A 23,746-nucleotide genomic window follows, 5' to 3' on the forward strand; every position below is an offset into this window, starting at 1 on the left:
CCTAGACAGCGGTGACAGAAGTCAGCTGCCGGCCCCGGGTGATCGGGGCCGGCATTTGTTTGTGACAGGCATCTTCTGTGTGACGGGTATCAGGCGGGAACAACCCGGCCCCAAAGATCGTATTCGCCCGCTTCCTCGACCTCGACCGTGACGATATCGCCCACGGACAGCTCGGAAAAATCCTCGTCGATGAAGAGGTTGCCGTCGATCTCGGGCGCATCGGCCCTGGTGCGGCAGGTGGCGGCGTCCTCGTCGATCTCGTCCACGATGACCTCCAGCCTGCGGCCCACCTTGGCGGCCAGCTTCGCCTCGGAAATCGCCTGCGCCTTTTCCATGAAACGGTCCCAGCGGTTCTGTTTGACCTCAGGTGCCACATGGTCCGGCAGGTCGTTGGACCGCGCGCCCGCGACATTCTCGTATTGAAAACAGCCGACGCGGTCGAGCTGCGCCTCGTCCAGCCAGTCCAGCAGGGTCTGGAACTCCGCTTCCGTCTCGCCGGGGTAGCCGACGATGAAGGTGGAGCGCAGGGTGATGTCCGGGCATTGCGCGCGCCAGGCGGCGATTTCGTCCAGGGTTTTCGCCGCAGCGGCGGGGCGGGCCATGCGTTTGAGCACATCCGGGTGCGCGTGCTGGAACGGGATGTCGAGATAGGGCAGCACCAGACCGCCCGATTCCGATACCACATCCATCAGCGGGATCAGGTTGCGCACATGCGGATAGGGATAGACGTAGTGCAGCCGCACCCAGGCCCCAAGCGACCCCAGATCACGGGCCAGATCGGTGATATGGGCGCGATGCCCCCGGTCTTCGGCATGTTTGATGTCAACGCCATAGGCGGAGGTATCCTGGCTGATCACCAGCAGTTCCTTCACGCCGTTTGCGACCAGTTTCTCGGCCTCGCGCAGCACCGCATGGGCCGGGCGCGATTGCAACCGCCCGCGCATGTCGGGGATGATGCAGAACTTGCACTTGTGATTACAGCCCTCTGAAATCTTGAGATAGCTGTAGTGGCGTGGGGTCAGGGAGACCTGTTGCGCCGGCAGCAGGTCGACAAAGGGATCGGGCGCGGGCGGCACGGCGGCATGGACCGCATCCAGCACCTGTTCATATTGGTGCGGGCCTGTCACCGCCAGGATGCGGGGGTGGTGTTCGCGGATGTAATCCGGCTCTGCCCCCAGGCAGCCGGTGACGATCACGCGCCCGTTCTCTGCCAGCGCCTCGCCGATGGCCTCAAGGCTTTCCGCCTTGGCCGAATCGAGAAAGCCGCAGGTGTTCACGATCACCGCATCGGCCCCGGCATAATCGGGCGAAACGCCATAGCCTTCGGCGCGCAGGCGGGTCAGGATGCGTTCGGAATCCACCAGCGCCTTGGGACAGCCGAGGCTGACCATGCCGATGGACGGCTGGCCGGGGCGGCTGGGGTCGCTGATCCGGGCGCGCGGGGCCAGATCGGGGCGAAGATCAGGTGGGTTTGTGCTCATGATCTGCGCTATAGAGGATGCAAAGGGGCTGGGAAAGCCTCATGGTTTGAGGAGTGCGGTTATGAAATGGATTGTTCGGATCATCGGCGCATTGGTGCTGATCCTGGTTCTGGTGGTGGTGGGGCTGCTGATGCTGCCCGCCGACCGGATCGCGGGGATTGCGGCGGATCAGCTGCGCAAGGTGACGGGGCGCGATGTGACCATCAGCGGCGGGGTGTCGATGACCTTCTGGCCGGTGCTGGGGGTCAGGGCCGGCGAACTTGAGGTCGGCAATGCCGACTGGGCCAAGGAAGGCGCGATGCTGAGCACCACGAACGCGGCCATCGGCGTGGATGCCATGGCGCTGCTGCGGGGCGAGATCAGGATCACCAACATCGAGGCGGAAAGCCCCACCATCCGGCTGGAAAGCCGCAAGGACGGGCGGGCCAGCTGGCAGTTTACCGATGCCAGCGGGGATGCGCAGATCGAAACCGCAACCTCGCCGGAGCGCGCGGCGCGGCCCGTGACCATCGAAAAGCTGAACATCACCGATGCGACGCTGATCTATGATGCCGAAGGGGCGGACCTGGTGTCTTACTCCGGGGTGGACCTTTCGCTGGATTGGCCCGAGGCCAGCGGCCCGGCGGACCTGCGCGCGGTGCTGCGCCCGGCGGCGGCGCCAGTGACGGTGACGGCACGGATCGGCGCGTTCTCGCAATTCCTGGCCGGAGAGGTGCAGCCGGTGAAGGCGACACTGACGGCACAGGCGGGCAAGGCCAGCCTTGACGGGCGTGCGGCGTTGAACGGGGCGGTGGCGGGCAAGGTCACGCTTGAGACAGGCGATACCCAAGCCTTCCTGGCCGCCCTGGGCCAGCCGGGTGTGGCGCTGCCGCAGGGGTTGGGCCAGCGCCTGAATGTCACGACAGCGCTGACGCTGACGCCGGAACGGCAGTTGTCCCTGCGTGAGCTGGTCGCGGATCTGGGTGGCAACACCCTGCGCGGTGCGGCGGATGTGGGGCTGAACGGCACACCGCAGGTGAATGCGCAGCTGACGGCCGGGGCGCTGGACCTCTCGGGGCTGACCGGCGGTACGGAGGGTGCCGGGTCCGGTGGTTCTGGTGACAGCGGCGCGGGCTGGTCGAAGGCGCCGATTGATGCCTCCGGCCTTGCCGCCTTCAACGGGGCGATTGCGCTGAGCGCAGAGAGCATCGACCTGGGCGTGCTGAAGCTCGGAGCCTCGCGGACCCTGCTGACCAATGACCGTTCGCGCATGGTCTTCGAGATGCGCGAAGTGGCGGCCTATGGCGGGCGTCTGACCGGGCAATTCGTGGCCAACAACCGCTCCGGCCTGTCGGTGGGCGGCGCGGTGCAGGCGCTGGGCGTTCAGATGAACCCGCTGCTGAGCGATCTTGCGGGGCTGACCCGGTTCAGCGGGCAGGGCGATGCCGAGGTGTCTTTCCTGGGTGTCGGGCAGAACGTGGATGCGATCATGCGGTCGCTGTCGGGCAAGGGCGCGGTCAAGGTCGGGCGCGGCACCATCGAGGGGATCGACCTGGATGCGCTGCTGGGGTCTTTCGACGTGAAGGGCGGCACCACGGTGTTCGATTCGCTGGGGGCGAAATTCACCATGGACGGGGGCGTGCTGCGCAATGACGACCTGTTGCTGCTCTTGCCGAATTTCAACGCGACCGGGGCGGGGCAGGTGAACCTTGGTGCACAGACGCTGGATTATACCGTGACCCCCAAGGCGCTGCGGGTGAACGGCGACCGGGGGCTGGCGGTGCCGGTGCGCATCAGTGGCCCTTGGGCGGACCCGTCGATCCGGCCCGACCTGAAAGCGGCGGTCGATCTGAACTTTGCCGAGGAGAAGGCGAAGATCGAGGATCAGGTGAAGCAGAAGCTGGCGGAGGAACTGGACCTGAGCCCGCAGGGGGGCCAGTCCATCGAGGATGCGGTGAAGGACAAGGTCGAGGACAAGCTGAAGAAGCGGCTGCTTAAGATCCTGGAATAGCGGTTTCAGGGCCCGGGGCCGGTTAACCCTTTGGCAAGCATGTCTTGGCAGGTTCTGGGCATGTCCTTCATGCCGCCGCATATGACGCCTGATCGCTGGCTGGGCCAGCTGTTCGCCTCCAGGGCGGCGCAGCGGGGCGGGGTCGTGCGTCGGTCGGCGCGGGATGTGGAGCGGATCGTCGGCTGTTCACGCTTTGAGGATGAAATACGCAGGCGCGGCTTTCGTGCGGTGCGCAACGGGAAAGACTATGTCGTCTTCTGCAATCGTGAGCCTCTGCATCTGATCGAGTGAGGCATTTCCCTGCAGGGAAATGGCCAAGACTTTTGCAAAAGTCTTGGGGTTCCGCCCGCCGCGCCGCTGCGCTACATCTGCTGCGCGCAGACGCAGGAGCATCCCATGGCAAACGACCTATTCAACAGCTTCATGAACGGCCCCGACGAAAAGGGCCGTTTCGGCGATTTCGGGGGGCGTTTCGTTTCTGAAACCCTGATGCCGCTGATCCTGGAGCTGGAAGAGCAATATGAGATCGCCAAGACCGATGAGAGCTTCTGGGCCGAGATGGATTTCCTGTGGAAACATTACGTGGGCCGCCCGAGCCCGCTCTATTTCGCCGAGCGGCTGACCGAGGAGCTGGGCGGCGCCAAGGTCTATATGAAGCGCGACGAGCTGAACCATACCGGCGCGCACAAGATCAACAATGTGCTGGGCCAGATCATCCTGGCCCGCCGCATGGGCAAGAAGCGCATCATCGCGGAAACCGGCGCGGGCCAGCACGGGGTGGCCACCGCCACCGTCTGCGCCAAGTTCGGGCTGCAATGTGTGGTCTACATGGGCGCCCATGACGTGGAGCGGCAGGCCCCCAACGTCTTCCGCATGAAGCTGCTGGGCGCCGAAGTGGTGCCGGTGACCTCCGGCCGTGGCACGCTGAAGGATGCGATGAACGACGCGCTGCGCGACTGGGTGACCAATGTGCGCGACACCTTCTACTGCATCGGCACCGTGGCCGGGCCGCACCCCTATCCGGCGATGGTGCGCGATTTCCAGGCCATCATCGGCAAGGAGGTGCGCGGCCAGATGGAAGAGGCCGAGGGCCGTCTGCCGGATACGCTGGTTGCCGCGATTGGCGGCGGGTCCAATGCGATGGGGCTGTTCTATCCCTTCCTTGACGACAAGGGGGTGAACATCATCGGGGTCGAGGCCGGCGGCAAGGGCGTGAACGAGAAGATGGAACATTGCGCCTCGCTGACCGGCGGCCGTCCCGGCGTGCTGCATGGCAACCGGACCTATCTGCTGCAGGATGAGGACGGTCAGATCCTGGAAGGATTCTCGATCTCTGCCGGGCTGGATTATCCCGGCATCGGGCCGGAACATGCCTGGTTGCACGAAATCGGACGGGCCAAATATGTCGCGATCACCGACCGCGAGGCGCTGGCGGCCTTCCAGAAGTGCTGTGAGCTGGAGGGGATCATCCCGGCGCTGGAGCCGAGCCATGCGCTGGCCCATGTGATGAAGATCGCGCCGGAGCTGCCGAAGGATCACATCATCTGCATGAACATGTGCGGGCGGGGCGACAAGGACATCTTTACCGTGGCCAAGGCGCTTGGCTTCGAGATGGGGGAATTCGCGTAGACGCGAATGCGAGAGCTCTGCTCTCGCGCTCTCGGGATATTTTGGGCCAAAAAGAGACTATCTGGTCAGTTCGAGGATGTCGAAGTCACTTTCCACCGCGGGGGCGGGGAACATCAGCCTTGCGCGGGTGGGGCTGACGCGTTCGAAGACCGCGACATTGGTCTGCACGCGCCCGTCTGAGGTGAAGTCGGCGGGCAGGTCGGCGTAATCGGCGGGGTCTTCGTCAGCGATATAGCCGACGCCTGCATAGATCGCCCGCCCCTCGCGGAAGGTGATCGTGCCGCGGGTGCGTTGCGAGCCTGTCAGTTTCTCGAAACCGAAGCTGCCGTCCGGGCGGAGGGTGAAGCGGCATTTGAAATCGGTATAGACCAGCAGTGGCGACAGCCCGCCCAGTTTCATGGTCCGGCAGGACCAGTCACCTGCCAGGGTTTCATCGAAGGCCACTTGCGCCGTGCCCGACAATGCCTTGGCCAGGGCCGCCACATCCTCCGGCGCGCCGCCGGAGAAGGCCTGCAACAGGGCGCTTCCGGCCGAGGCATCGAAGCGGTCGAGCCGCGCGGCATCGCCGGGCCGCAGATCGCCTTGTGCCAAGGCCGCGCCACTGCAGATCAGCAGCGCCAGAAGAGCGGCGAGACGCCTCATGATTGTCTGACCCTGAACATGTCGAGGTGGCGCCGGATCGGCGGGAAGAAGAACAGCACCAGCCCGACGTTGAAATAGAGCCAGATCATCCCCGGCAGCCAGAGCAGGGCAATCACCAGCCCGACGGCACCCGATATCCTTGTGGCGGTGGCGGCGGGCAGGAAGCGGAGCAGGACAAGCTGGAACAGCTTGCCGCCGTCGAGCGGATGTACCGGCAGCAGGTTGAACAGGGCCAGGAACAGGTTCATCACCGCCAGCCAGTAGATCGCCCAGGCGGCCACCCCATAGGCGAAATAGGGCGCGATGAGCGAGGCCACCGCCCAGATCACCAGGTTGACGATGGGCCCCATCGCCACGATCAGTTCCTGCTCGCGGAAACTGGCAGAGCGGGATTGTTCGCAGAACCCGCCGCCGCCGTGGATCATGATGCGCCGCACCGGCACGCCCTGCACCCGGCAGCCCCAGGCGTGGCCCAGTTCGTGCAGCAGGATCGAGCCGATCAGCATCCCGACAAAGATCAGGTCATAAAGGATCGCACCGCCGCTGAAGGAGACGAAGATCAGCGGCAGGATGATGATGGTGCCGCCGATCTGTACCGGGATGCCCCAGGGGCCGTTGAATTGCCAGATGGGCTTGTCATTGCCGAACATCGGCGGGCTCCTCAGTCAGTCTCGGTGGCATGGGCGCGCAACACCTCCAGCGGCACGATATCCAGCGCGCGGCGGTGGGTTGCGGCAAGGTGGACCTGCGGCGCGCAGCCTTCGTCGGCGGCCTGCATGAAGCGGCCCGCGCAGAGGCACCAGGGGTCACCGGGTTTGAGCCCGGCAAAGCCGTATTCGGGGCGGGGCGTGCTCAGGTCATTGCCGACGTATTTGGAATAGGCGAGAAATTCGGCGGTCATCACGGCACAGACTGTGTGGCTGCCCTGATCGGCGGCACAGGTGTTGCACTGGCCGTCGCGGAAAAAGCCGGTCACCGGGTCGGTGCCGCAAATGGCCAGGGGGCCGCCCGTCACGTTGATGCTGTCTTCTGGTTCCATCTGGCTTCACATCTCCTGGGCGATGGCGCGGAACATGTCCACATTCTGCTGGTTTGCCCCCGGTTCGCGGAACTGGCGGTCTGCGGCGGTGGTGACGATGACAACCTGCCGCGCGGTGTCGATGTAGATATATTGCCCGTAGACGCCGCGGGCCATGTATTCGCCGGGGGCTGATCCGTCAGGTATCCACCATTGATAGCCATAGCCCGCCCCGCCCGGCGCGCTGGCCCTGGTCGAGGCGTCGACCCAGTCGGCGGGCACCACCTGCCGGCCCTGCCATGTGCCGCGCTCGGCGAACATCTGGCCAAAGCGGGCATAATCCCTTGTGGTGATGTTCAGCCCGCCCAGCACAAAGGCGGTGCCGACACCGTCACTCACGTAATAGGGGGCGTATTCCAGCCCCAGCGGCTGGATGATCTTTTCGCTGAGCAGGTCGGCCACCGTGCGGTTGGTCGCGCCGCGCACCACCATCCCCACCACATGGGTGTCGATGGAGACATATTGCCAGGTCTCTCCGGGCGGGGCGAATGTTTCTGTCAGACCGGCGGCGAAGTCATCCATCCTGCCGCCCAGGGCCAGCACCCGGCCCATGCGGTTGATGTCCGAATTGAAGTCCAGGTAATCCTCGTCAAAGGTCACGCCGCTGGCCATGTTCAGCACCTGCCGCAGCGTGGCCCCGTCATAGGCCCCGCCGGCCAGCCGCGGGGCGTATTTGGTGACCGGATCGTCGATGGAGTCAATCGCGCCCTCTGCCAGCAAGACCCCGACCAGCGCGGAAAGATAGCTTTTGGCCACCGACCAGCTGATCCGGCGGTCTTCTGCGCCGGTTCCCTTGTAATAGCTTTCATGGACGATCTGGCCGTCCTTGAGCACCAGCAGCGAGGTCAGGCTGCGTTCCTCTGTCCAGGCATCGGCGCCTTCGGGCAGCGCCTTGTCAGGGCCATAGGGCAGCGGGCTGGTCGGGCCATTCCCCCGTGGCACTTCCACGGTCAGGAAGGCCTGATCCATATGGCTGAAGTTGTTGACGATCTTTTCCTCGGAAAACAGGGAGTTGACGGCCATCAGCCGGGTAATCTCCTCGCGTTTCCAGAGCCCGACCGCGAGGATCACAACGCCCAGCAGCAAAAGGCCGCGGAAGGTCCATTTCAGAAATCTGCGCATGGGGTGGTTCCCTTTGTTTGCGGGTATCCAATCACAGGGCCGCGTGCGGCACCAGCGTCAGGCGCAATTTCAACCATGGGTCCATTTGATCCAGCGGCCATGGAAATCGGCGCGCCCCAGGTCCAGGGTGATGTCACCGGGCCAGAGCCGCAGGGACAGGGCCGCGCCGATCTTGCCGGTGGTGTCGCCGTCGCTTTCCATCGACAGCCAGGCCAGCGGGCGGTTGGCCGTGGCTTTGGCACCTGCGGCCTCGATCATCGCGCGGCCCCGGTCGCGGACGGGTTTCGGGAAATACTGCCAGGCGACGGTATGCTGGATCAGGTGCAGCCGGCCCTGCGGGGCGCTTGGCAGGCGTCGGGCCAGCCAGTCGATCGCGTCGCCCCTGGCCACCGGGGTCGTTGCCACGGAAGCCGCTGCACGCGTCAGCACCAGACGTTCGGGCTGGTCGGCCCAGAGATAGGCCGTCAGGCGCAAAAGGTCTTCGCTGCGGCCGGGATCCAGCGGGTTCAGATCAACGCCGGCGCGGGATGCGACTAGGGGCCTGGCTGCGGGGGGCAGCGGCCCCGTCCATTCCGGCGTGAGGGTCAGCACCGGGGTCTGCGCGCCAAAGCGTGTGCCGTCGATTTCAAGGGCGAAGTGATCCCACATCAGGTTCAGACCGCCGCTGGCCCCCAGCTCGCTGAGGTGGATGGGCAGGTCGAAATGCTGCAGCGCCGCATGTGCGCCTGCAATCAGGGCGGCGGAACGGCGGACCTCGTTGGTTTGCGGTGCGCTTTTGGTCCAGTCGAGCAGGAAGGTCTCATGTCTGGACAGGGCCGCCAGCACGGCGTCGCGCAGTGCCGCATCACTGGTGGCATGAGGCGGATAGAGTGCTGCCAGATCGGGGGCGGCGCGGTTCAGCACCAGCGCGTGCAACCCGCCCGCGATGCGCAGGGGCAGCGAATGGCCTGCCGGACCGATGTCGCCCTCAAACGCCGCGAACTTGCGGCCCAATGCTCTGTCCGCAGGCCAGTCTGCCGCCAGGATGGTCAGCAGTTTCCCCATGAAGGGGGAGCCCATGCGGCTGCAGGTATCGGCTTGATATTCAAAGGCTTCCTGCAGGTTCATCGAAAGCGTTCCATCAGTTTTTGCAGCGGCGATTTCTGCGCTGTCTGCGGTTCATCTGCCGGGGCGGATTCAGGTGCAGGCTCAGGCGCAGGTTTGGTGCCCTGCGGCCCCTTGCTGCCGGTGCCGGAGCGCGCGGGGCTGACCCGCATCGCCACCGTGTTCAGAAACTTTGCCGTGTCCCAGGCCGCCAGCTCCGCAGCGCCATCGCTGATGCCGCGCAGGACATCGTCGAGCCAATCCTCATCTGCCTTGGGAAAATCGCGCAGGACATAGCCCGGCACGGCGTCCTTGTGGCCCGGATGGCCCACCCCCAGCCGGACGCGGTGGTACGCCGGCCCGATGTGCTGATGCAGCGAGCGCAGCCCGTTGTGGCCCGCGTGACCGCCCCCTGACTTGCATTTGACCTTGCCGGGGGCGAGGTCGATTTCATCATGCAGAACAATGATATCCTGCGGTTCGATCTTGTAGAACTTGGCCGCTGCCTGCACCGACTGGCCGGAGTTGTTCATGAAGGTCTCGGGCTTGAGCAGCACGGCGCGCAGGCTGCCGAACCGGCCTTCGCTGATGGCGCCCTGGTGCTTGCCCTTCCAGGCGGGAAACCCGTGGTCGGTGGCGATCCGGTCCAGCGCCATGAAGCCGATGTTGTGACGGTTCCGGGCGTATTTGGCACCGGGGTTGCCGAGGCCGACGATAAGTTTCATGCGTGTCTCCTGCGTGGTTCCGGTGCAGCTTATCAAAGGCGGGTTGGAAGTGGAACGCGCAACGGCAACCGGCAGGCCTGCGCCCGGCGCGGCGCCGGCGGGGCGGCAGATGTGTGGGGATGATCGCTGGCAAAAGGGTGAAGAACCCGGCCTGGATCAGCTGGTGATGATGACCTGATCCGCAGTCATGCCGGTGGTTCCTTCAAGCCGGATCACGGCGATGCCGGGCACCGACCCGGCGCTGCGTGGCGTGAAGGTGATCCGCACGTCGGTATGGCTGCCATCGGGCGCTTCGATCAGTTCGACCGCATCCACCGCGTTGCCGGTCTGGAAGGTGCCGACCTGAAGCACATCTTCTGCCGGGTCGAAATCGGTCATGCGCAGGTAGAAATCATCGGCCTCTCCGCCACCGGCATTCCAGACGCGGGCGTCGATGGTATCGGCCCCGGCGCCACCGGTGATGACTGCCGCGCCGTCGCTGTCGCGGAACTGGTTCCACAGGCTAAAGTGGTCGTCGCCGTCACCGCCAAAGGCCGTGCCGCCCGATGCCACCTGCAATGTGTCGTTGCCGGCATCGCCATGGCCGGTTGTGCCATTGTTCACGTTCAGAAAATCGTCGCCCGCGCCGCCAAAGGCCTCTGACCCGTTGCCGCTGACGTAAAGGCGGTCATCGCCGGCTTCGCCCCGCAGCAGGTTTGGTCCGTCGCCGTAGCCATTCAACTGGTCGTTGCCGTCGCCGCCGTTGGCCGTGCCGCCGACAATCGTGAGAGAATCGTCACCCGCGCCGCCCTCGACCGTGGCAGAAATGGCCTGAACCATATCGTTGCCTTCCCCGCCATGAATAATGGCATCGTCGCCCCGTGCTTCGATGGTGTCATCGCCCAGCCCGCCGATCAGGGTCACATCGTCATTGTCTGTTTCAAGAATGTCGTCGCCATCCGCGCCATCGACGGTGATGCCATCGGCATCGGCAGAGAGCCAGTCGGTTTCTTCCGTCCCGGTTGTATCTTCAAACACCGGCAGTTCCGGCACGCCTTCGCGGGTGACCACGTAATCCTGCGGCAGGAAAGTGACCAGTTCGTCGCCGTCGGTATTGGCCTCAAGGTAGTATCCGGCAACCGGCGCATTGGTGGTGATCTCTCCGATGCGGTCGGAGGGGTCTTCGCTGACATGAGGGACCCCGAGCAGATCGACCACACCCAGCAGTTCGAGGCCGTTTTCTTCTTCGAAATCCGCCAGTTCGTACCCGCTCGGCGGTCCGCCGTAACTGTCCCCCCCGGGGATGTCGAATTGGGTTTCCCAGCTTGCCGATGACCAGTCCACCCCCTCCGGCACGAGGTAGAACCGCGCCTCGTCGACCTGCAGATAATTGTCGGGGTTCCCGGAATCTTCGGTGTCGGTGTAGTAGATGACGGCCAGCGAGCCGGTCTCATCCTCGCCCAGTTCGATCTGCACGCCCTGTTCGGTGGCGTCGAAGGTTGCGCCGGTGTCGGGTGGCGTTTCCGGTTCTTCGGGGTCGACGGGCGTGTCCGGATCATCGGGATCGACCGGGGTTTCCGGTTCTTCGGGGGTGTCGATGGGCGAGTCGTCGTCGTCCGAACTCAACGTGGCGGTGAGCAGCAAACCGGACAGCAAGGCCAGCAAGGCGATTGAACCCATGGTGTGCTCCCTATCGAAACGCGCGAATCATCAAGGATTATAGTAACATAGACTTCGTTAAAATGGACAGACGCCCCTTTGCCGGCTGTCTGGCAGGACCTCGGGCGCCGGAAGCCGGGTGGCGTTTCGTGACCAGGATTTTTCTTATTCTGCGCCCATTGCCGCCAGATTTGCGCGGCAGGATGCGCCTGCGCGGAAACCTCCGACAGGCGGGACCGCGGAAGCAACAGGGCAGTTGATCTGATGAAGCATGATATCGTCACGGCAGGCACGGCGCAGGGGGCTGACCTGCGGGTCGAAGTTGTCGACACCCAGGCGGGGTTCGCGGCCCTGAAAGAGGCCTGGCAGGCGCTGGAGCAGCGCGACCCGGAAGGCACGGTATTTCTGTCCTGGGACTGGCTGCGCGAGGCCTTTGCCGATCAGCTGTATCGCTGGAGCGTTCTGGTGGTCCACGACGGCGGCGGCGCTGTGGTCTGTCTTGTGCCGCTGAAATACCGGGTGCATTGGAGCGGCAGCCGGCAGGAGTTCCAGACCCAGTTGCAGGCGGGGGGCCGTCTGCTGTGGAGCGAATATACCGGATTTCTCTGCGCGCCCGAATGTGCGCAGGCGGGGCTGGAGGCCGCGGCACGCCATCTGGCCGCGATGCCCTGGATCTCGCTGTCGATGCGCTATGTCGCCCAGCCGGAGCGCTGCCGCATCTTTACCGATGCGCTGGAGGCGGCGGGGATCGCTGTGCGCTATCTGCCCTATATGATCAACCGGGGCGAGACGGATAATCTGAAATGCCCGCAGGTGGCGCTGCCGGCTGATTTTGACACCTATCTTGGCACCCGGGTGAGCCGGAACAAGCGCCAGCAATACAACCGCTTCCACCGTAAACACCTTGAGACGGAGACCTACCGGATCACCCATGCCACCGAAGAGACGCTGGAGGCGGATCTGGATTGTCTGATGGGCTTCTGGGCCGACACATGGGGCGAAAAGAAGGGCCGCCAGACCGCCGGGATCGTGGCGCAATACCGCAGGATGCTGACAGCCGCCGCGCGCACCGGCAACCTGTTCCTGCCGCTGCTGTGGCAGGGGGACAGGCCGCTGGGCGGGCTGGGTCATGTGGTGGACCCGCGCCGGGGCATGGTGCATTTCATCCTGGTGGGCCGGGATCAATCGGCAGAGGAGCCTTTTGTCGGGGCGGCGCTGCATTATCATTCCATCGCCTGGGCGATTGAACAGGGGTTCGGCTGCTATGATTTCAGCCATGGCAACGAGGCCTACAAATACAGCTATGGGGCGGAGGACATCGAGGTGCTGTTCTTTGAGGCGCGTCGCCGGGCGCCGGGTGACGACAATGTGTTCGATTCACTCTGCCTGGGGGCCGCCTTGACGCGGTTGCAGGGGTTCATCGAAGAGGGCGATACCGGTCGTGCGGCCCGCGCCTGTGCCCAGTTGGCGCGGATCATGTCCTGAATCTCGGCGGGCCGGTAGGCCGAGATTCAACTGTCGGGTCGGCGATCTGCACGAAATGGGGCAACCTGCCGTCTCGTTGGTGCGGTGCCTTTGCCAGAAGCACCCCGGCCCGGCCTGCGCCTCAGGTCACATTTTTTCATCCGTATTGGGGAAACTCCGCATCCCCTCAAACGCAAACGGGGCCGCCCATGGGCGACCCCGTTGTCCGTTCCGCTGAGGAATGGATCAATCTTCGCTGGCTTCGGCGTCACCCATTTCGGATGTCGGCACTTCGTCTGCTGCCACATCCTCTGCCTCGTCGTCATCCTGCGATGCAAGACCGGAGGGCGCGGAGACCTGAGCGATCACGAAGTCGCGGTCGATCACGGGCTTGGCGCCTTCGGGCAGCTTGACGTTAGCGATTGTCGCGCTGTCGCCGATTTCCAGGCCCGACACATCCACGGTGATGCTTTCGGGAATGTCGGCAGCTGTCACGACCAGTTCCACCTCGGGGCGGACCAATGTCAGCACGCCGCCCTTCTTGAGACCGGGAGACACGTCTTCACCCGCAACCTGGACGTTGATGAACAGGTTGATCTTGGTGGTGCGCTTGAGACGCATGAAGTCGACATGTGTCGGCAGGTCCTTGACCACGTGGCGCTGCACGTCGCGGCAGATGACGCGCACGTCGTCGTGGCCTTCCACCTTCATGTTGAACAGGGTCGCCTTGAAGCGGCCCTTGCGCAGCATGGTCAGCAGTTTGTTGAACGGGATGTTGATCGGCAGCGGGTCTGCGTCGCCACCAAAAACAATCCCCGGTACCATGCCATCACGGCGTGCCTGACGAGCGGCGCCCTTGCCTGTCCCCGTCCGTACCTGGGCTTCAAGATCTGGAATCTCTCCGGCCATTTTAATCTCCAATATGTTACGGGACGCCTCCAAGGCTGTCGTCCCCAAGAAACGGGACCCCTGAAGGGGGACACCCGCATGAAGCCGCGCGTATAGACGCGAAAAGCGCGTATGAAAAGGGCAAATTCGCATCCGGGGCCTTGGCAAGGCGGCGGGTGCATGGCAGGGGCGGGCATGGGTTTGAAACAGGATCTTTATCTGTCGCGCAGGCCGCTGGCCGGGTTTGTCGCCATTGGCGTGGCATGGGCCACCTATTTTGCGCAGATGCCCGTGATCAAGGCGCATGTCGGGGCCAGTGACGGCGCCTATGGTATGGCGATTCTGCTGGCGTCGTCGGGTGCGGTCGTTGCCATGTGGCTGGCACCGCTGTTCCAGCGGGCGTTCAGCCGGGTCGCTGTAACGCTGGGCATCGCGATCCTTGCGCTGGGCATGCTGATGTCGGGCATATCGACGACACTGATGCTGCTGGTGGTCGGCATTGCGCTGGCCTCCATCGGGTCGGGGATCGTGGACGTGCTGATCAATGCCCGCGTCTCGGAGATCGAGGCGCGGCAGGGGCGCAGCCTGATGAACCTCAACCATGCGCTCTACAGCTTTGCCTATGCCGGGGCGGCGCTGGCCACCGGCGCGCTGCGCGAGGCGCGCATCGCCACGTGGGTAGTGTTTCTGCTGCTGTTCGCCGTGCTGCTGATCCTGGCCCATGCCGCCCGCGACCGGGTGGCCGAGGCGGAAGAGACCGCGCTGCCCGATTTGCCCGGTCAGATCCCCCATGGCGTTGTCCTGCTGGTGGGTCTGGTGGTGCTGACTGCTTTTCTGGCCGAGGCCGCGTCGGAAGGCTGGTCGGCCCTGCATCTGGAGCGGACATTGGGCGGCACCGCGGGGGAGGGGGCGCTGGGCCCCGCCGCGCTGGGGCTGACAATGGGGATCGGCAGGCTCTTTGGCCACGGCCTGTCGCGGTTCATCCGCGACACCCGGCTGATGCTGCTGGCAACGCTGCTTTCGGCCGCCGGGATCGGGCTGGCCGGGCTGGCGCCAAGCGTGCCGGTCGCGCTGTTGGGTTTTGCCATCGGGGGCCTGGGCATTTCCGTGGTGGCCCCGCTGGCACCGGGGCTGCTGGGCCGCCTGGTGCCACCCGACATGCGGCTGGCCGCGATCAGCCGCGCCTCGGTCCTGGGGTATGGCGCGTTTTTCTTTGGTCCGCCGCTGATGGGGCTGGTGGCCGAAGGCTTCGGCCTGCGCGCGGCCTTTGTGGTGGTGGCGGGGATCCTGTGCCTGACGGCCCTGGCCGTGCTGCCCGCGCTGGCGCGGCGCAGCATGACGCAAACAATTGCTAGCCCTGCGGCGTGATCAGATGCCCCTGCGCGGCGATGATGCGGTCGTAAAGCGCGAACTCGGGCGCGCGGGCGGCGCGCAGCAGGGCCAGTGTTTCCGCGCTTAGCCCGGTATCCGCACCGGGGGAGACGTTCTTTGGCTTCAGCGTCACGTCGGTTTTCAGCCTGTCGGCCATGAACTGCCGGAAACCGGACTGGTTTTCATAGGCAAAGACATGTTTTGCCATCACCCTGCCGTCACCATCGGTCAGGAAATTGAACTGGCTGCCGATCTGGGCGCGCGGCGGGGGGGCGTCGCTGATCACTTCGCGCACGTAGGTGTCAAAACTGATGCCCCGCGTGCTGAGATCCGTGCCCGTCAGCCGGTCAGCCCCGCGATAGCGGAACCAGCTTGCAATCTGGTCGGTGGGGTCACGCATGATCGCCACGGCGTCGGGGCGCACGCCAAAGGTGTCTTCCAGAAACGGCGCGATCTTGCGGGAAAAGCGCAGGGCGGTGACATGTTTGCGGTTCTTGCCGAAGATGATCTCGGCGCGGGGCCGCAGCGCCATTTCCACAGCGGTGGTTCCGGTCTTGGGCGTGGCCAGAAAGGCAAGGCGGTGGCGCAGGAAGATCAGCATGGATCATGCTTAGCATCGCCGCATCCTGTTGCAAGGCGCTTTGCAGCGTCCCGCCATTGGCCTGAGACAGATCGCATCGGCAACGTCCCGGGAACGCGCAGCGCGGCAGGGAATTGGCGATTCAGTTTCAAGGCGGGGCGCGCGTTACATTCACGGTCTATTTGCGCAGAGGACAATGGGCCCTGACCCAGCCGTGTTCGGGTGGTGCTGACCTGCCCTCAATCCTGCCAGTTGCCGCCGAAATCCCGGGGGATCAGCAGGTTGTGACGGCCAAGGTCGGTTACTTTCGTTTCACCGCAGAGCGCCATGGTGATGTCCAGCTCGCGGTGGATGACCTCCAGCGCTGTTGTCACACCTTTCTGGCCCATCGCGCCCAGCCCATAGATGAACGCCCGCCCGATGAAGGTGCCCTTGGCCCCCATTGCCAGCGCCTTGAGCACGTCCTGACCCGACCGGATGCCGGAATCGAGGTGGACTTCGACCTGATCGCCCACCGCGTCCAGGATCGCGGGCAGCATGGCGATGGAACTGAGCGCCCCGTCAAGCTGGCGGCCGCCGTGGTTCGATACCACAATGGCATCCGCCCCGACCTTGAGCGCCATTTTCGCGTCTTCTGCATCCAGGATGCCCTTGAGGATCACCTTGCCGCCCCATTGCTCCTTGAGCCGCGCGATCTTGTTCCAGTCCAGCGTCTGGTCGAATTGTTCGGCGGTCCAGGTGCCAAGGCTGGAGGCATCCGATATGCCCTTCACATGGCCCACGATATTGCCGAATTCGCGCCGCTTGGCACGCAGCATCTCGATGCCCCAGGCCCATTTGGTGGCCAGGTTGGCAATTGTTCTTGGCGTCAGTTTGGGCGGGGCGGACAGGCCGTTCTTGAGGTCCTTGTGGCGCTGGCCGAGGATCTGCAGGTCAAGGGTGATCACCAGGGCGGAGCAATTTGCGTCTTTCGCCCGCTGGATCAGGCGGCTGACGTAATCCGTGTCGCGCATGGTATAAAGCTGGAACCAGAAGGGCGCGCCGGTTGCCTCGGCCACATCCTCGATCGAGTTGATCGACATGGTGGACAGGGTGAAAGGCACCCCGAAATCACGCGCCGCCGTCGCCGCCTTGATCTCGCCATCGGCGTGCTGCATGCCGGTCAGCCCGACCGGGGCCAGGGCCACGGGCATCGACACATCTTGTCCGATCATCTGGCTGGCGGTGCTGCGCCCGGACATGTCCACCGCGACGCGCTGGCGCAGGCGCAGCTTGTCGAAATCTGAGGTGTTCTCGCGGAAGGTCTGCTCGGTCCAGCTGCCCGATTCGCAGTAATCGTAGAACATCCGTGGCACCCGACGTTCGTAGATCCGCTTGAGATCCTGGATGTTGGTGATGACGGCCATGCGAAAACTCCAATATTGGTCTGCTTTCTTTACCAATCCGGCGATTTGAGATCAATCGAAAGCTTTGGGGCGATCGGTGCACTATCGCACCAAATGGAGGGACCGCATGAATCTGTCGCGCCGCAAGGCCATAACCCTGATCGGAGGCGGCCCCGTTCTGGAGAGTCTGATGGCCCTGGGCCTGCTGAGCCGCGAGGCACAGGCGGATCCCGCCAGCACAGGCTTCAGACAGGGGCTGGAGATCTATCGCAGGATGCGCTGCAGCCGGTGCTGGTACGTCTGCGCGAGGTCATGGGCGCCGCGCGGGACTGACGTCAGAACCGGTGATTTCCCGGCATATGCCGCGCCCGTGGATTCTGTCGTGCAGGGATATTTATCTGCCAAAAAGAAAGGAACAGGTTGTCCGCCATATCGGGCGGTCAGGCGCTGTGGGCACCGTCGGAGAGGGTTTTCACAAAGGCCAGGACATCTGCCGTGCTGTCGCCCCGGGCGATGCGTGAAACGATGGCGGAGCCGACCACGACCCCATCCGCAACCCCGGCGATGGCGCGGGATTTCTCCGGCGTGTTGACGCCGAAGCCCACGATGACCGGCAGGCCGCTGGCCTTCTGGATGCGGGTGACCTCGGGGCCGACGTCGGTTGCCTCAGCCTCTGCCGAGCCGGTGATGCCGGTGATCGAGACATAATAGACAAAGCCCGAGGTGTTCCGGGCAACGCGGGGCAGGCGCTTGTCATCTGTTGTCGGCGTGGCCAGGCGGATGAAGTTCAGACCTGCGGCCTGGGCCGGCAGGCACAGCTCTTCGTCCTCTTCGGGGGGCAGGTCGACGACGATCAGCCCGTCGATGCCTGCGGTCCTGGCGGCCTCCAGAAAGGCTGCGACGCCCATGGAATAGATCGGGTTGTAATACCCCATCAGCACGATTGGCGTGGTGTCATCCGCTTCGCGGAAGGCCGCTGCCATCTGCAGGGTCCGGCGCAGGGTCATGCCGCCATCCAGCGCGCGCTGACCGGCAAGCTGGATCGTCGGCCCGTCGGCCATCGGGTCGGTGAAGGGCAGGCCCAGTTCGATCACATCCACCCCCGCGGCAGGCAACCCGCGCATCACCTCAAGGGATTTATCGTAATTCGGATCGCCCGCCATGATGTAGGAGACAAAGGCCTTGCGGCCTTGAGATTTGAGCGCGGCGAATTTGGCGTCGATGCGGGTCATGGGCGGGCCTTTCGGAATGCTGGTACCGCTGCATGCCCAAACTTGCGGCAAAACGCAATCGGCAGCTTGGCAGACAGGGGGATTTCATCGGCGTGGCAGGGGCTCTGTCCGGCCTCAGGTCCCATATCTGGCCAGGGATCACTCCGGTGCCCTGAGGGGCGGCACCACTTCAACTGTCCGAAAACGCCCCTATATGGATGTCATGAATTACCTGCTTGCCATCCTTTTGCCGCCGCTTTCGATCTTTCTGACGGGGCACCCGATCCTGGGGATCGTGATCTTTCTGATCTGGATTCCCGCGCTGCTGTTCAGCGGCGGGCTGACCCATCCGATGTTCATCCTGCTGGCCTGGTTCCTGATCTTCTCCTCGCGCGAACGCGCCGCCCGTGCGCAGGACTTGCGCGCGCGTCGCTGACCCCCTAGGAGGGCTCAAACGCAAGAGCAAAGGGCCGCATCATGGGTTTCAAAATGGGTATCGTGGGTCTGCCGAATGTGGGCAAATCGACGCTGTTTAACGCGCTGACCCGCACGGCGGCGGCGCAGGCGGCGAACTTTCCCTTCTGCACGATCGAGCCCAATGTGGGCGAGGTTGCCGTGCCCGACGCGCGGCTGGACCAGCTGGCGGCGATTGCCAATTCCAAGTCGATCATCCCCACGCGCATGACATTTGTCGACATCGCGGGCCTGGTGAAAGGCGCGTCCAAGGGTGAAGGTCTGGGCAACCAGTTTCTCGCCAACATCCGCGAGACCGATGCCATCGCTCATGTGCTGCGCTGTTTCGAGGATGGTGACGTGACCCATGTCGAGGGGCGCGTGGACCCGGTGGCAGATGCGGAGACCATCGAGACCGAGCTGATGCTGGCCGATATCGAGAGCATCGAGAAGCGGTTGCAGAACATCGTGCGCAAGGTGCGCGGCGGTGACAAGGAGGCGGTGCAGCAGGAACGGCTGATGCGCGCCGCGCTGGAGGTTCTGGAAGCGGGCAAGCCCGCCCGCGTCGTCGAGGTGGACGAGGAAGACCGCAAGGCCTGGCGCATGTTGCAGCTGCTGACCACCAAGCCTGTGCTTTATGTCTGCAACGTGGGTGAGGCAGAGGCGGCCCAAGGCAATGCGCTCTCTGCGAAAGTGGCCGAAATGGCCGCGGCCCAGGGCAATGCCCATGTGATCATCTCGGCCCAGATCGAGGAAGAGATCAGCCAGCTTGACCGCGAGGAAGCCGAGATGTTCCTTGAGGAAATGGGTCTGGCCGAAGCGGGGCTCGACCGGCTGATCCGTGCCGGATACGAATTGCTGCACCTTGAGACTTATTTCACCGTCGGCCCGAAAGAGGCACGCGCCTGGACCATCAAGTCCGGCACCTCGGCCCCCAAGGCCGCCGGGGTGATCCACGGCGATTTCGAAAAGGGCTTCATCCGCGCGGAGACCATCGCCTTTGACGATTTCGTGGCACTGGGCGGTGAGGGCCCGGCGAAAGAAGCAGGCAAGATGCGCGCCGAAGGCAAGGCCTATGTGGTCAAGGACGGCGACGTGCTGCACTTCCTGTTCAATACCTGAGCTTTTGAACGCGCGGCCGGCCTCGAACCGGCTTGCGCCCTGCTGGCGCCCTGACCACCGGTCACGGCCTCGCCCGGCTCTGCGGGGCAGGGCTGGGGCTGTCCTGCGCATGCGGGACTGCGTTTTGCGGGGGATTTTCCCGCCACCATCAGGATTTCGCAGCCGTGGCAATTTCGCCTTGTAATCCCCATGGACGCTTGGCTATACGCGTCGGTGGAGACGTGGCCGAGTGGTCGAAGGCGCTCCCCTGCTAAGGGAGTAGGCCCGGAAGGGTCTCGTGGGTTCGAATCCCATCGTCTCCGCCACCATACCTTTTTGTTCGATTTGAATGGGCCGCTTCAAGCGGCCTTTTTCTATTGCTTGCATGGATTTAGCCCCTGCCGTCGTTTACCTTGAGTTCCTTTCGATAGCGTCTATATTCGTTCCTTGAGTGGTATGGAGTGTGGTATTTTGAATGGCCCTATCTGGTAAGCTGACCAAGAAACTGGTCGAGAATCTCGGCGCTGGGCGGCATGGTGACGGTAACGGTCTATACTTGGTGGTCGATCCCTCAGGCGCGCGGCGTTGGATCGTGCGTGTGGTTGTGAAAGGCCAGAAGAACAAAAAAGGCGCGCCCCTGCGCACGGACTTTGGTCTCGGCGGCGCGGATATCGTCACGATCAACCAAGCACGTGAGCGGGCGCTCGAATATCGCCGGATGGCTAAGCAAGGTCTGAACCCGCGTTTCAATGCCCGCCAAGAGGTGCCAACCTTTGAAGAGGTCGCCCAGCAGGTTCATATCGACCGGATGCCGACGTGGAAGAATGCGAAGCACGGGCAGCAGTGGATCAACACCTTGCGCGATTACGCTTTTCCAAAGCTCGGGCGGATGCCGATTGATAGCATTGATCAGCCTGAGGTCATGATGTGCCTCGCGCCGATCTGGACAGAAAAGCATGAAACTGCAAAGCGCTTGGCGCAACGTATAAAGGTTGTTCTGGACGTCGCTAGATCCAAGGGATTTCGGTCAGGGGAAAACCCAGTGACCTTGGTCAAAGAAGCCCAAGTCTTGCCCAAGGTGAAGGTGAAGGTAAAGCACCACAAAGCGATGGCCTGGCAGGATGTGCCCGCCTTCTATGCGGATCTTATGAGCCGTAACGCTATGGCGGCAAACGCGCTACGGTTTACTTGCCTCACAGGGTCGCGCACCACCGAGGTCTTGAAGATGCGGTGGGAAGAACTCGACTTTGATGCGGGCGTTTGGACATGCCCGGAGGAGCGCATGAAAGGCAACGAAGAACACCGCGTCCCTCTGACTGCTCAAATGCTTGAGATTGTTAAGCCTTTGAAAGCGCTCAAATCTGTTTTTGTTTTTGAGGGCCAAAAGCGCAATCATCCTTTGTCCAATATGGCGATGCTGATGTTGCTACGCCGGATGGGCGTCGAGGGCGTTACCGTGCATGGCTTTCGATCGACATTCCGGGATTGGGTCTCCGAGACCGGCAAGAGGCAGTGGGAAGTTGCAGAACGGAGCTTGTCGCACAAGGTTGGCTCAAAGGTTGAGAGGGCCTATGCGCGGTCTGATTTGCTTGAGAAGAGACGCGCATTGATGGACGAGTGGTCACGCTTTGTCACCAGCGTTTAGGGTTGGAATCAATGCGTACGATCACGATTAACGAGCCAGAGTTGAATTTTGTCGAATTGATCCCGTTAGCACTGAGTGAAGAAACGAATGAACTGAGGCTACGTGCCGTAAGAAACGTGAAGCATGAAGCCGTGGCCGCCCGGCTAGATTTGCTTGCAGCTGAAGGAGGTAGCAGTTGGGCCACCGATCCTGAAAACGCTAACTTCGTTCAGTGGACTATTAGGACATCCGCAGAACGACGCGAGGCTGCATATGAGTTTTCTCAAACTGCCCGGCGCTACGAGGAAAGAAACGAACGCCGTCTCAACATTGCGGAACATATTGGAAAGCTAATCTGGCTTTCGATCTTGGATAGGAAATTTGACGGTGTTCAAACTGAAATCGGGATCTTGCAGCAGGTTCGTGGTGACGCAAAGAGCCATGCCGTTAGCGGGGCGAGAGACATGGATACCCTAAGAAAAGTTTGGGCCACCTATAGAGGCGTGGTCCATTTGGGAATGGCGCTCGACGTCTGTGAAGAACACCCGATGCCACAAGCAAATCTGCTGCATGTCGCTGAGCAATATCGTCAGGAACTGAGCCAAAACTGTCCCAAAGGTACGTCCAAGCCCTATGTCTCTTCTGAGGAACAAATTTCTTTCGTATATTTATCAAGCCTTAAGGGTCCCCGATTTCGAGATCGGGGTCTGCCCTACGACGTAGTTTAGGGCGCATCCATTCGTTGCAATCCAACGCAACGCAAGGAACGTCGAAAGTGTCAGACCTTTTTGAAACCGATCGCAACTATGTCTTGGGCGATCCAGAACTCGACATCATCGGTGATCGCGCCAAGCTGGCGCAATGGCGTCACAAAATGAAGGGCCCCGCCTTTTACAAACTGGGTCGCAAAGTCATCTATCGCGGCTCCGATCTCAATGCCTGGGCACAAGCTAATCGTACCGATCCCAACGAGAACGGCGCGGTCTAATGTCTGCGCGTTTTCCTATCCAAGCATTCCAGAAAGACTTTACCGGTACCTGGACCAAAGCCCAGAGTTGTTGCCCCTTGGCTGTTTTTGGGTAGGCCTGATCATGCCAGCCAATTCCGATAAAAAACAACTCGGTCTGTTTGAGGGGCTCGCACCAAATCCAAAGCCGACAGCTGACACGTCGAGTAAACCGATAGCGCTCTGCACCCGTTGCACCGAGCAATACCTTTCAGACCACCAGGTAGCTGCCCGCTTTAATATTACAAAGGCGACAGTCTGGCGGTGGCACGACAAAAATCCCGATTTCCCCCGGCGGATTAAACTGAGCCCGGGTACCTCGCGCTGGAAACTAAGCGATCTGGTTCTGTTTGAGGCGAAGATGCAAGAGGCCTGCACCTCAAGCAATCTGGCCAAGGCCAACGGTCGTCCTTGATGAGCAAATCTTATAAAGGCATACGGCTTAAACAGCACCGAGTGTACTCTGTCGAGGAGTTGATGTCGGCATATTCCGTCACCGCAAATACCGTATCCAACTGGGTTGGCGAAGGGTTGCAGCCCTCCGATGGCAAAAGGCCTTATCTGTTCCGGGGCGCAGCAGTTGGTTATTTTCACAAGCGCAAACGATTGACGGTCAAAAACAAGTTGCGGCCAGGGCAATTTCAGTGCCGGGGGTGCCAGACCTCAGTGTTTCCACCAGTAGGAACGGTCGTCGATTACTTTGCCGATAATGGGCGGCACATGTACTCCGCCATCTGTCCGTACTGCTCAACCAAGCTTCAAAAGATATCAGGTGAGACTGATCGAGACTTGGTTGAGGATTGTCGCAATCCCAATACCCCCACGGAGTGCCTACACGAAGAAAAGGCCTCAGTTCGTGGGGGTATTGGGATTAAAGCGGAAAATGATGCCCCAAATTTTCATGTGGAGAACGACAGGATCATCCACAAATGGCAAACCTATGCTGGTGGTTATAGCGAAAAAACCGTCGATAAGCATCTTGCGGCGATCCGCTTCTTCGAGAGAAATTTGAAAGGCAAGTCTTTTGCCAAGCTCACCGCAGATGATTTTGCGGCTGTGCGCGATGAGCTGAAAAGGCTTTCGAAAGCGCAAGCCCCGTACAATTTGTCCGCATCAACGATCAAACATTACGTCTCCCATCTCAAAGCATTCTTCGATTGGTTGTTAAAGCAGGAGGGCTACAGACGCTGTGAACAGGCATGCAATTTTGACCCCGTAGCGGGGTGATCGGCATCCAAAAATGACCCCCTTACACTGATGTGGATAATGCCCCCC

The 23,746-nt window shown here is 62.5% G+C and carries 24 protein-coding genes and 1 tRNA gene; 13 read left to right on the plus strand and 12 right to left on the minus strand.

What is annotated here, in order from left to right:
• Positions 1–89: 89 nt before the first annotated feature.
• Positions 90–1,481, minus strand: a complete 1,392-nt coding sequence (rimO, locus tag PVW51_RS20055; protein ID WP_274577068.1) for a 30S ribosomal protein S12 methylthiotransferase RimO — start codon at positions 1,479–1,481, stop codon at positions 90–92.
• Positions 1,482–1,542: 61 nt separating this feature from the next.
• Between rimO and PVW51_RS20060 the strand changes: the two genes are divergently transcribed.
• The 3 genes from PVW51_RS20060 (at position 1,543) to trpB (ending at position 5,100) form a co-directional block, all read left to right on the plus strand.
• Positions 1,543–3,471: an AsmA family protein gene (locus PVW51_RS20060; protein ID WP_274577071.1), complete on the plus strand. Its 1,929-nt coding sequence runs from the start codon at positions 1,543–1,545 to the stop codon at positions 3,469–3,471.
• A gap of 60 nt (positions 3,472–3,531) precedes the next feature.
• Positions 3,532–3,762 (plus strand): N-(5'-phosphoribosyl)anthranilate isomerase, encoded by a 231-nt coding sequence (locus tag PVW51_RS20065; protein WP_274577072.1) that lies wholly within the window; start codon positions 3,532–3,534, stop codon positions 3,760–3,762.
• A 105-nt stretch (positions 3,763–3,867) separates the two neighbouring features.
• Positions 3,868–5,100 carry a tryptophan synthase subunit beta gene (gene trpB, locus PVW51_RS20070; protein ID WP_114274695.1) on the plus strand — a complete coding sequence of 411 codons (1,233 nt, stop codon included), beginning with the start codon at positions 3,868–3,870 and terminating at the stop codon, positions 5,098–5,100.
• Between the two features lie 57 nt (positions 5,101–5,157).
• Here trpB and PVW51_RS20075 read toward each other — a convergent pair whose 3' ends face one another.
• The 7 genes from PVW51_RS20075 to PVW51_RS20105 all read right to left on the minus strand — a co-directional run bounded on the left by PVW51_RS20075 (position 5,158) and on the right by PVW51_RS20105 (position 11,409).
• Entirely contained in the window at positions 5,158–5,742 is a 585-nt protein-coding gene (locus tag PVW51_RS20075; RefSeq protein WP_274577073.1) for a DUF4893 domain-containing protein, read from the minus strand.
• On the minus strand, positions 5,739–6,392 hold the full coding sequence (locus PVW51_RS20080; protein WP_274577074.1) for a site-2 protease family protein: 654 nt from the start codon (positions 6,390–6,392) through the stop codon (positions 5,739–5,741). The genes PVW51_RS20075 and PVW51_RS20080 overlap by 4 nt, the downstream gene beginning before the upstream one ends.
• A gap of 11 nt (positions 6,393–6,403) precedes the next feature.
• Positions 6,404–6,781, minus strand: a complete 378-nt coding sequence (locus tag PVW51_RS20085) for a DUF2237 family protein (RefSeq protein ID WP_274577075.1) — start codon at positions 6,779–6,781, stop codon at positions 6,404–6,406.
• Between the two features lie 6 nt (positions 6,782–6,787).
• Positions 6,788–7,942, minus strand: coding sequence for a serine hydrolase domain-containing protein (locus tag PVW51_RS20090; RefSeq protein WP_274577076.1), 1,155 nt, complete (start codon positions 7,940–7,942; stop codon positions 6,788–6,790).
• A 69-nt stretch (positions 7,943–8,011) separates the two neighbouring features.
• Positions 8,012–9,049, minus strand: a complete 1,038-nt coding sequence (locus PVW51_RS20095; protein WP_274577077.1) for a DUF2332 domain-containing protein — start codon at positions 9,047–9,049, stop codon at positions 8,012–8,014.
• On the minus strand, positions 9,046–9,750 hold the full coding sequence (pth, locus tag PVW51_RS20100) for an aminoacyl-tRNA hydrolase (RefSeq protein ID WP_274577079.1): 705 nt from the start codon (positions 9,748–9,750) through the stop codon (positions 9,046–9,048). Before pth ends, PVW51_RS20095 begins: the two co-directional genes overlap by 4 nt.
• A 156-nt stretch (positions 9,751–9,906) precedes the next feature.
• The gene (locus tag PVW51_RS20105; RefSeq protein ID WP_274577081.1) at positions 9,907–11,409 is read right to left on the minus strand and encodes a calcium-binding protein; all 1,503 of its coding nucleotides are present in this window, start codon (positions 11,407–11,409) and stop codon (positions 9,907–9,909) included.
• A gap of 243 nt (positions 11,410–11,652) precedes the next feature.
• Here PVW51_RS20105 and PVW51_RS20110 point away from each other — a divergent pair, with 243 nt between their 5' ends.
• Positions 11,653–12,873, plus strand: a complete 1,221-nt coding sequence (locus tag PVW51_RS20110; RefSeq protein ID WP_274577083.1) for a GNAT family N-acetyltransferase — start codon at positions 11,653–11,655, stop codon at positions 12,871–12,873.
• A gap of 225 nt (positions 12,874–13,098) precedes the next feature.
• Here PVW51_RS20110 and PVW51_RS20115 read toward each other — a convergent pair whose 3' ends face one another.
• Complete coding sequence (locus PVW51_RS20115; protein ID WP_269362125.1) at positions 13,099–13,761, minus strand: 50S ribosomal protein L25/general stress protein Ctc; 663 nt, start codon at positions 13,759–13,761, stop codon at positions 13,099–13,101.
• 174 nt (positions 13,762–13,935) lie between these two features.
• Here PVW51_RS20115 and PVW51_RS20120 point away from each other — a divergent pair, with 174 nt between their 5' ends.
• The gene (locus PVW51_RS20120) at positions 13,936–15,108 is read left to right on the plus strand and encodes an MFS transporter (protein WP_274577084.1); all 1,173 of its coding nucleotides are present in this window, start codon (positions 13,936–13,938) and stop codon (positions 15,106–15,108) included.
• On the opposite strand, the gene PVW51_RS20125 is transcribed toward PVW51_RS20120, so the two are convergent.
• The 3 genes from PVW51_RS20125 to trpA form a co-directional block, all read right to left on the minus strand.
• Positions 15,092–15,712 carry a hypothetical protein gene (locus tag PVW51_RS20125; RefSeq protein WP_274577085.1) on the minus strand — a complete coding sequence of 207 codons (621 nt, stop codon included), beginning with the start codon at positions 15,710–15,712 and terminating at the stop codon, positions 15,092–15,094. The two genes, PVW51_RS20120 and PVW51_RS20125, sit on opposite strands and share 17 nt — an antisense overlap.
• A 218-nt stretch (positions 15,713–15,930) precedes the next feature.
• Positions 15,931–17,097: an alpha-hydroxy acid oxidase gene (locus PVW51_RS20130; RefSeq protein ID WP_274577086.1), complete on the minus strand. Its 1,167-nt coding sequence runs from the start codon at positions 17,095–17,097 to the stop codon at positions 15,931–15,933.
• Positions 17,098–17,516: 419 nt separating this feature from the next.
• A complete protein-coding gene (gene trpA, locus PVW51_RS20135; protein WP_274577087.1) occupies positions 17,517–18,308 on the minus strand; it encodes a tryptophan synthase subunit alpha in 792 nt (263 codons plus the stop codon).
• A 202-nt stretch (positions 18,309–18,510) separates the two neighbouring features.
• Between trpA and PVW51_RS20140 the strand changes: the two genes are divergently transcribed.
• The 8 genes from PVW51_RS20140 (at position 18,511) to PVW51_RS20175 (ending at position 23,698) form a co-directional block, all read left to right on the plus strand.
• On the plus strand, positions 18,511–18,723 hold the full coding sequence (locus tag PVW51_RS20140; protein ID WP_114275026.1) for a hypothetical protein: 213 nt from the start codon (positions 18,511–18,513) through the stop codon (positions 18,721–18,723).
• A gap of 41 nt (positions 18,724–18,764) precedes the next feature.
• Positions 18,765–19,862 (plus strand): redox-regulated ATPase YchF, encoded by a 1,098-nt coding sequence (gene ychF / locus PVW51_RS20145; protein ID WP_114274680.1) that lies wholly within the window; start codon positions 18,765–18,767, stop codon positions 19,860–19,862.
• 215 nt (positions 19,863–20,077) lie between these two features.
• Positions 20,078–20,167, plus strand: a tRNA-Ser gene (locus PVW51_RS20150).
• A 149-nt stretch (positions 20,168–20,316) separates the two neighbouring features.
• Positions 20,317–21,486, plus strand: a complete 1,170-nt coding sequence (locus PVW51_RS20155) for a tyrosine-type recombinase/integrase (protein WP_274577090.1) — start codon at positions 20,317–20,319, stop codon at positions 21,484–21,486.
• Positions 21,487–21,497: 11 nt separating this feature from the next.
• Positions 21,498–22,193: a hypothetical protein gene (locus PVW51_RS20160; protein ID WP_274577092.1), complete on the plus strand. Its 696-nt coding sequence runs from the start codon at positions 21,498–21,500 to the stop codon at positions 22,191–22,193.
• Between the two features lie 47 nt (positions 22,194–22,240).
• Positions 22,241–22,453 carry a MerR family transcriptional regulator gene (locus PVW51_RS20165; protein ID WP_274577094.1) on the plus strand — a complete coding sequence of 71 codons (213 nt, stop codon included), beginning with the start codon at positions 22,241–22,243 and terminating at the stop codon, positions 22,451–22,453.
• A gap of 103 nt (positions 22,454–22,556) precedes the next feature.
• On the plus strand, positions 22,557–22,886 hold the full coding sequence (locus tag PVW51_RS20170; protein WP_274577095.1) for a helix-turn-helix transcriptional regulator: 330 nt from the start codon (positions 22,557–22,559) through the stop codon (positions 22,884–22,886).
• Positions 22,886–23,698 carry a phage integrase N-terminal SAM-like domain-containing protein gene (locus PVW51_RS20175; RefSeq protein ID WP_274577097.1) on the plus strand — a complete coding sequence of 271 codons (813 nt, stop codon included), beginning with the start codon at positions 22,886–22,888 and terminating at the stop codon, positions 23,696–23,698. Before PVW51_RS20170 ends, PVW51_RS20175 begins: the two co-directional genes overlap by 1 nt.
• Positions 23,699–23,746 lie beyond the last annotated feature (48 nt).

This window comes from Sulfitobacter sp. PR48 (assembly GCF_028807335.1).
GTDB lineage: Bacteria > Pseudomonadota > Alphaproteobacteria > Rhodobacterales > Rhodobacteraceae > Sulfitobacter.

Excerpts from the sequence above, each read along its gene's own strand:
- PVW51_RS20170 (WP_274577095.1), top strand. The coding sequence starts at position 22,557 with ATGCCAGCCAATTCCGATAAAAAACAACTCGGTCTGTTTGAGGGGCTC.
- PVW51_RS20175 (WP_274577097.1), top strand. The coding sequence starts at position 22,886 with ATGAGCAAATCTTATAAAGGCATACGGCTTAAACAGCACCGAGTGTAC.
- PVW51_RS20075 (WP_274577073.1), bottom strand. The coding sequence starts at position 5,742 with ATGAGGCGTCTCGCCGCTCTTCTGGCGCTGCTGATCTGCAGTGGCGCG.
- pth (WP_274577079.1), bottom strand. The coding sequence starts at position 9,750 with ATGAAACTTATCGTCGGCCTCGGCAACCCCGGTGCCAAATACGCCCGG.
- trpA (WP_274577087.1), bottom strand. The coding sequence starts at position 18,308 with ATGACCCGCATCGACGCCAAATTCGCCGCGCTCAAATCTCAAGGCCGC.
- PVW51_RS20155 (WP_274577090.1), top strand. The coding sequence starts at position 20,317 with ATGGCCCTATCTGGTAAGCTGACCAAGAAACTGGTCGAGAATCTCGGC.
- PVW51_RS20090 (WP_274577076.1), bottom strand. The coding sequence starts at position 7,942 with ATGCGCAGATTTCTGAAATGGACCTTCCGCGGCCTTTTGCTGCTGGGC.
- rimO (WP_274577068.1), bottom strand. The coding sequence starts at position 1,481 with ATGAGCACAAACCCACCTGATCTTCGCCCCGATCTGGCCCCGCGCGCC.
- PVW51_RS20110 (WP_274577083.1), top strand. The coding sequence starts at position 11,653 with ATGAAGCATGATATCGTCACGGCAGGCACGGCGCAGGGGGCTGACCTG.
- PVW51_RS20095 (WP_274577077.1), bottom strand. The coding sequence starts at position 9,049 with ATGAACCTGCAGGAAGCCTTTGAATATCAAGCCGATACCTGCAGCCGC.
- PVW51_RS20060 (WP_274577071.1), top strand. The coding sequence starts at position 1,543 with ATGAAATGGATTGTTCGGATCATCGGCGCATTGGTGCTGATCCTGGTT.
- PVW51_RS20085 (WP_274577075.1), bottom strand. The coding sequence starts at position 6,781 with ATGGAACCAGAAGACAGCATCAACGTGACGGGCGGCCCCCTGGCCATT.
- PVW51_RS20130 (WP_274577086.1), bottom strand. The coding sequence starts at position 17,097 with ATGGCCGTCATCACCAACATCCAGGATCTCAAGCGGATCTACGAACGT.
- PVW51_RS20125 (WP_274577085.1), bottom strand. The coding sequence starts at position 15,712 with ATGCTGATCTTCCTGCGCCACCGCCTTGCCTTTCTGGCCACGCCCAAG.
- PVW51_RS20105 (WP_274577081.1), bottom strand. The coding sequence starts at position 11,409 with ATGGGTTCAATCGCCTTGCTGGCCTTGCTGTCCGGTTTGCTGCTCACC.
- PVW51_RS20140 (WP_114275026.1), top strand. The coding sequence starts at position 18,511 with ATGAATTACCTGCTTGCCATCCTTTTGCCGCCGCTTTCGATCTTTCTG.
- ychF (WP_114274680.1), top strand. The coding sequence starts at position 18,765 with ATGGGTTTCAAAATGGGTATCGTGGGTCTGCCGAATGTGGGCAAATCG.
- PVW51_RS20115 (WP_269362125.1), bottom strand. The coding sequence starts at position 13,761 with ATGGCCGGAGAGATTCCAGATCTTGAAGCCCAGGTACGGACGGGGACA.
- PVW51_RS20160 (WP_274577092.1), top strand. The coding sequence starts at position 21,498 with ATGCGTACGATCACGATTAACGAGCCAGAGTTGAATTTTGTCGAATTG.
- PVW51_RS20120 (WP_274577084.1), top strand. The coding sequence starts at position 13,936 with ATGGGTTTGAAACAGGATCTTTATCTGTCGCGCAGGCCGCTGGCCGGG.
- PVW51_RS20080 (WP_274577074.1), bottom strand. The coding sequence starts at position 6,392 with ATGTTCGGCAATGACAAGCCCATCTGGCAATTCAACGGCCCCTGGGGC.
- trpB (WP_114274695.1), top strand. The coding sequence starts at position 3,868 with ATGGCAAACGACCTATTCAACAGCTTCATGAACGGCCCCGACGAAAAG.
- PVW51_RS20065 (WP_274577072.1), top strand. The coding sequence starts at position 3,532 with ATGTCCTTCATGCCGCCGCATATGACGCCTGATCGCTGGCTGGGCCAG.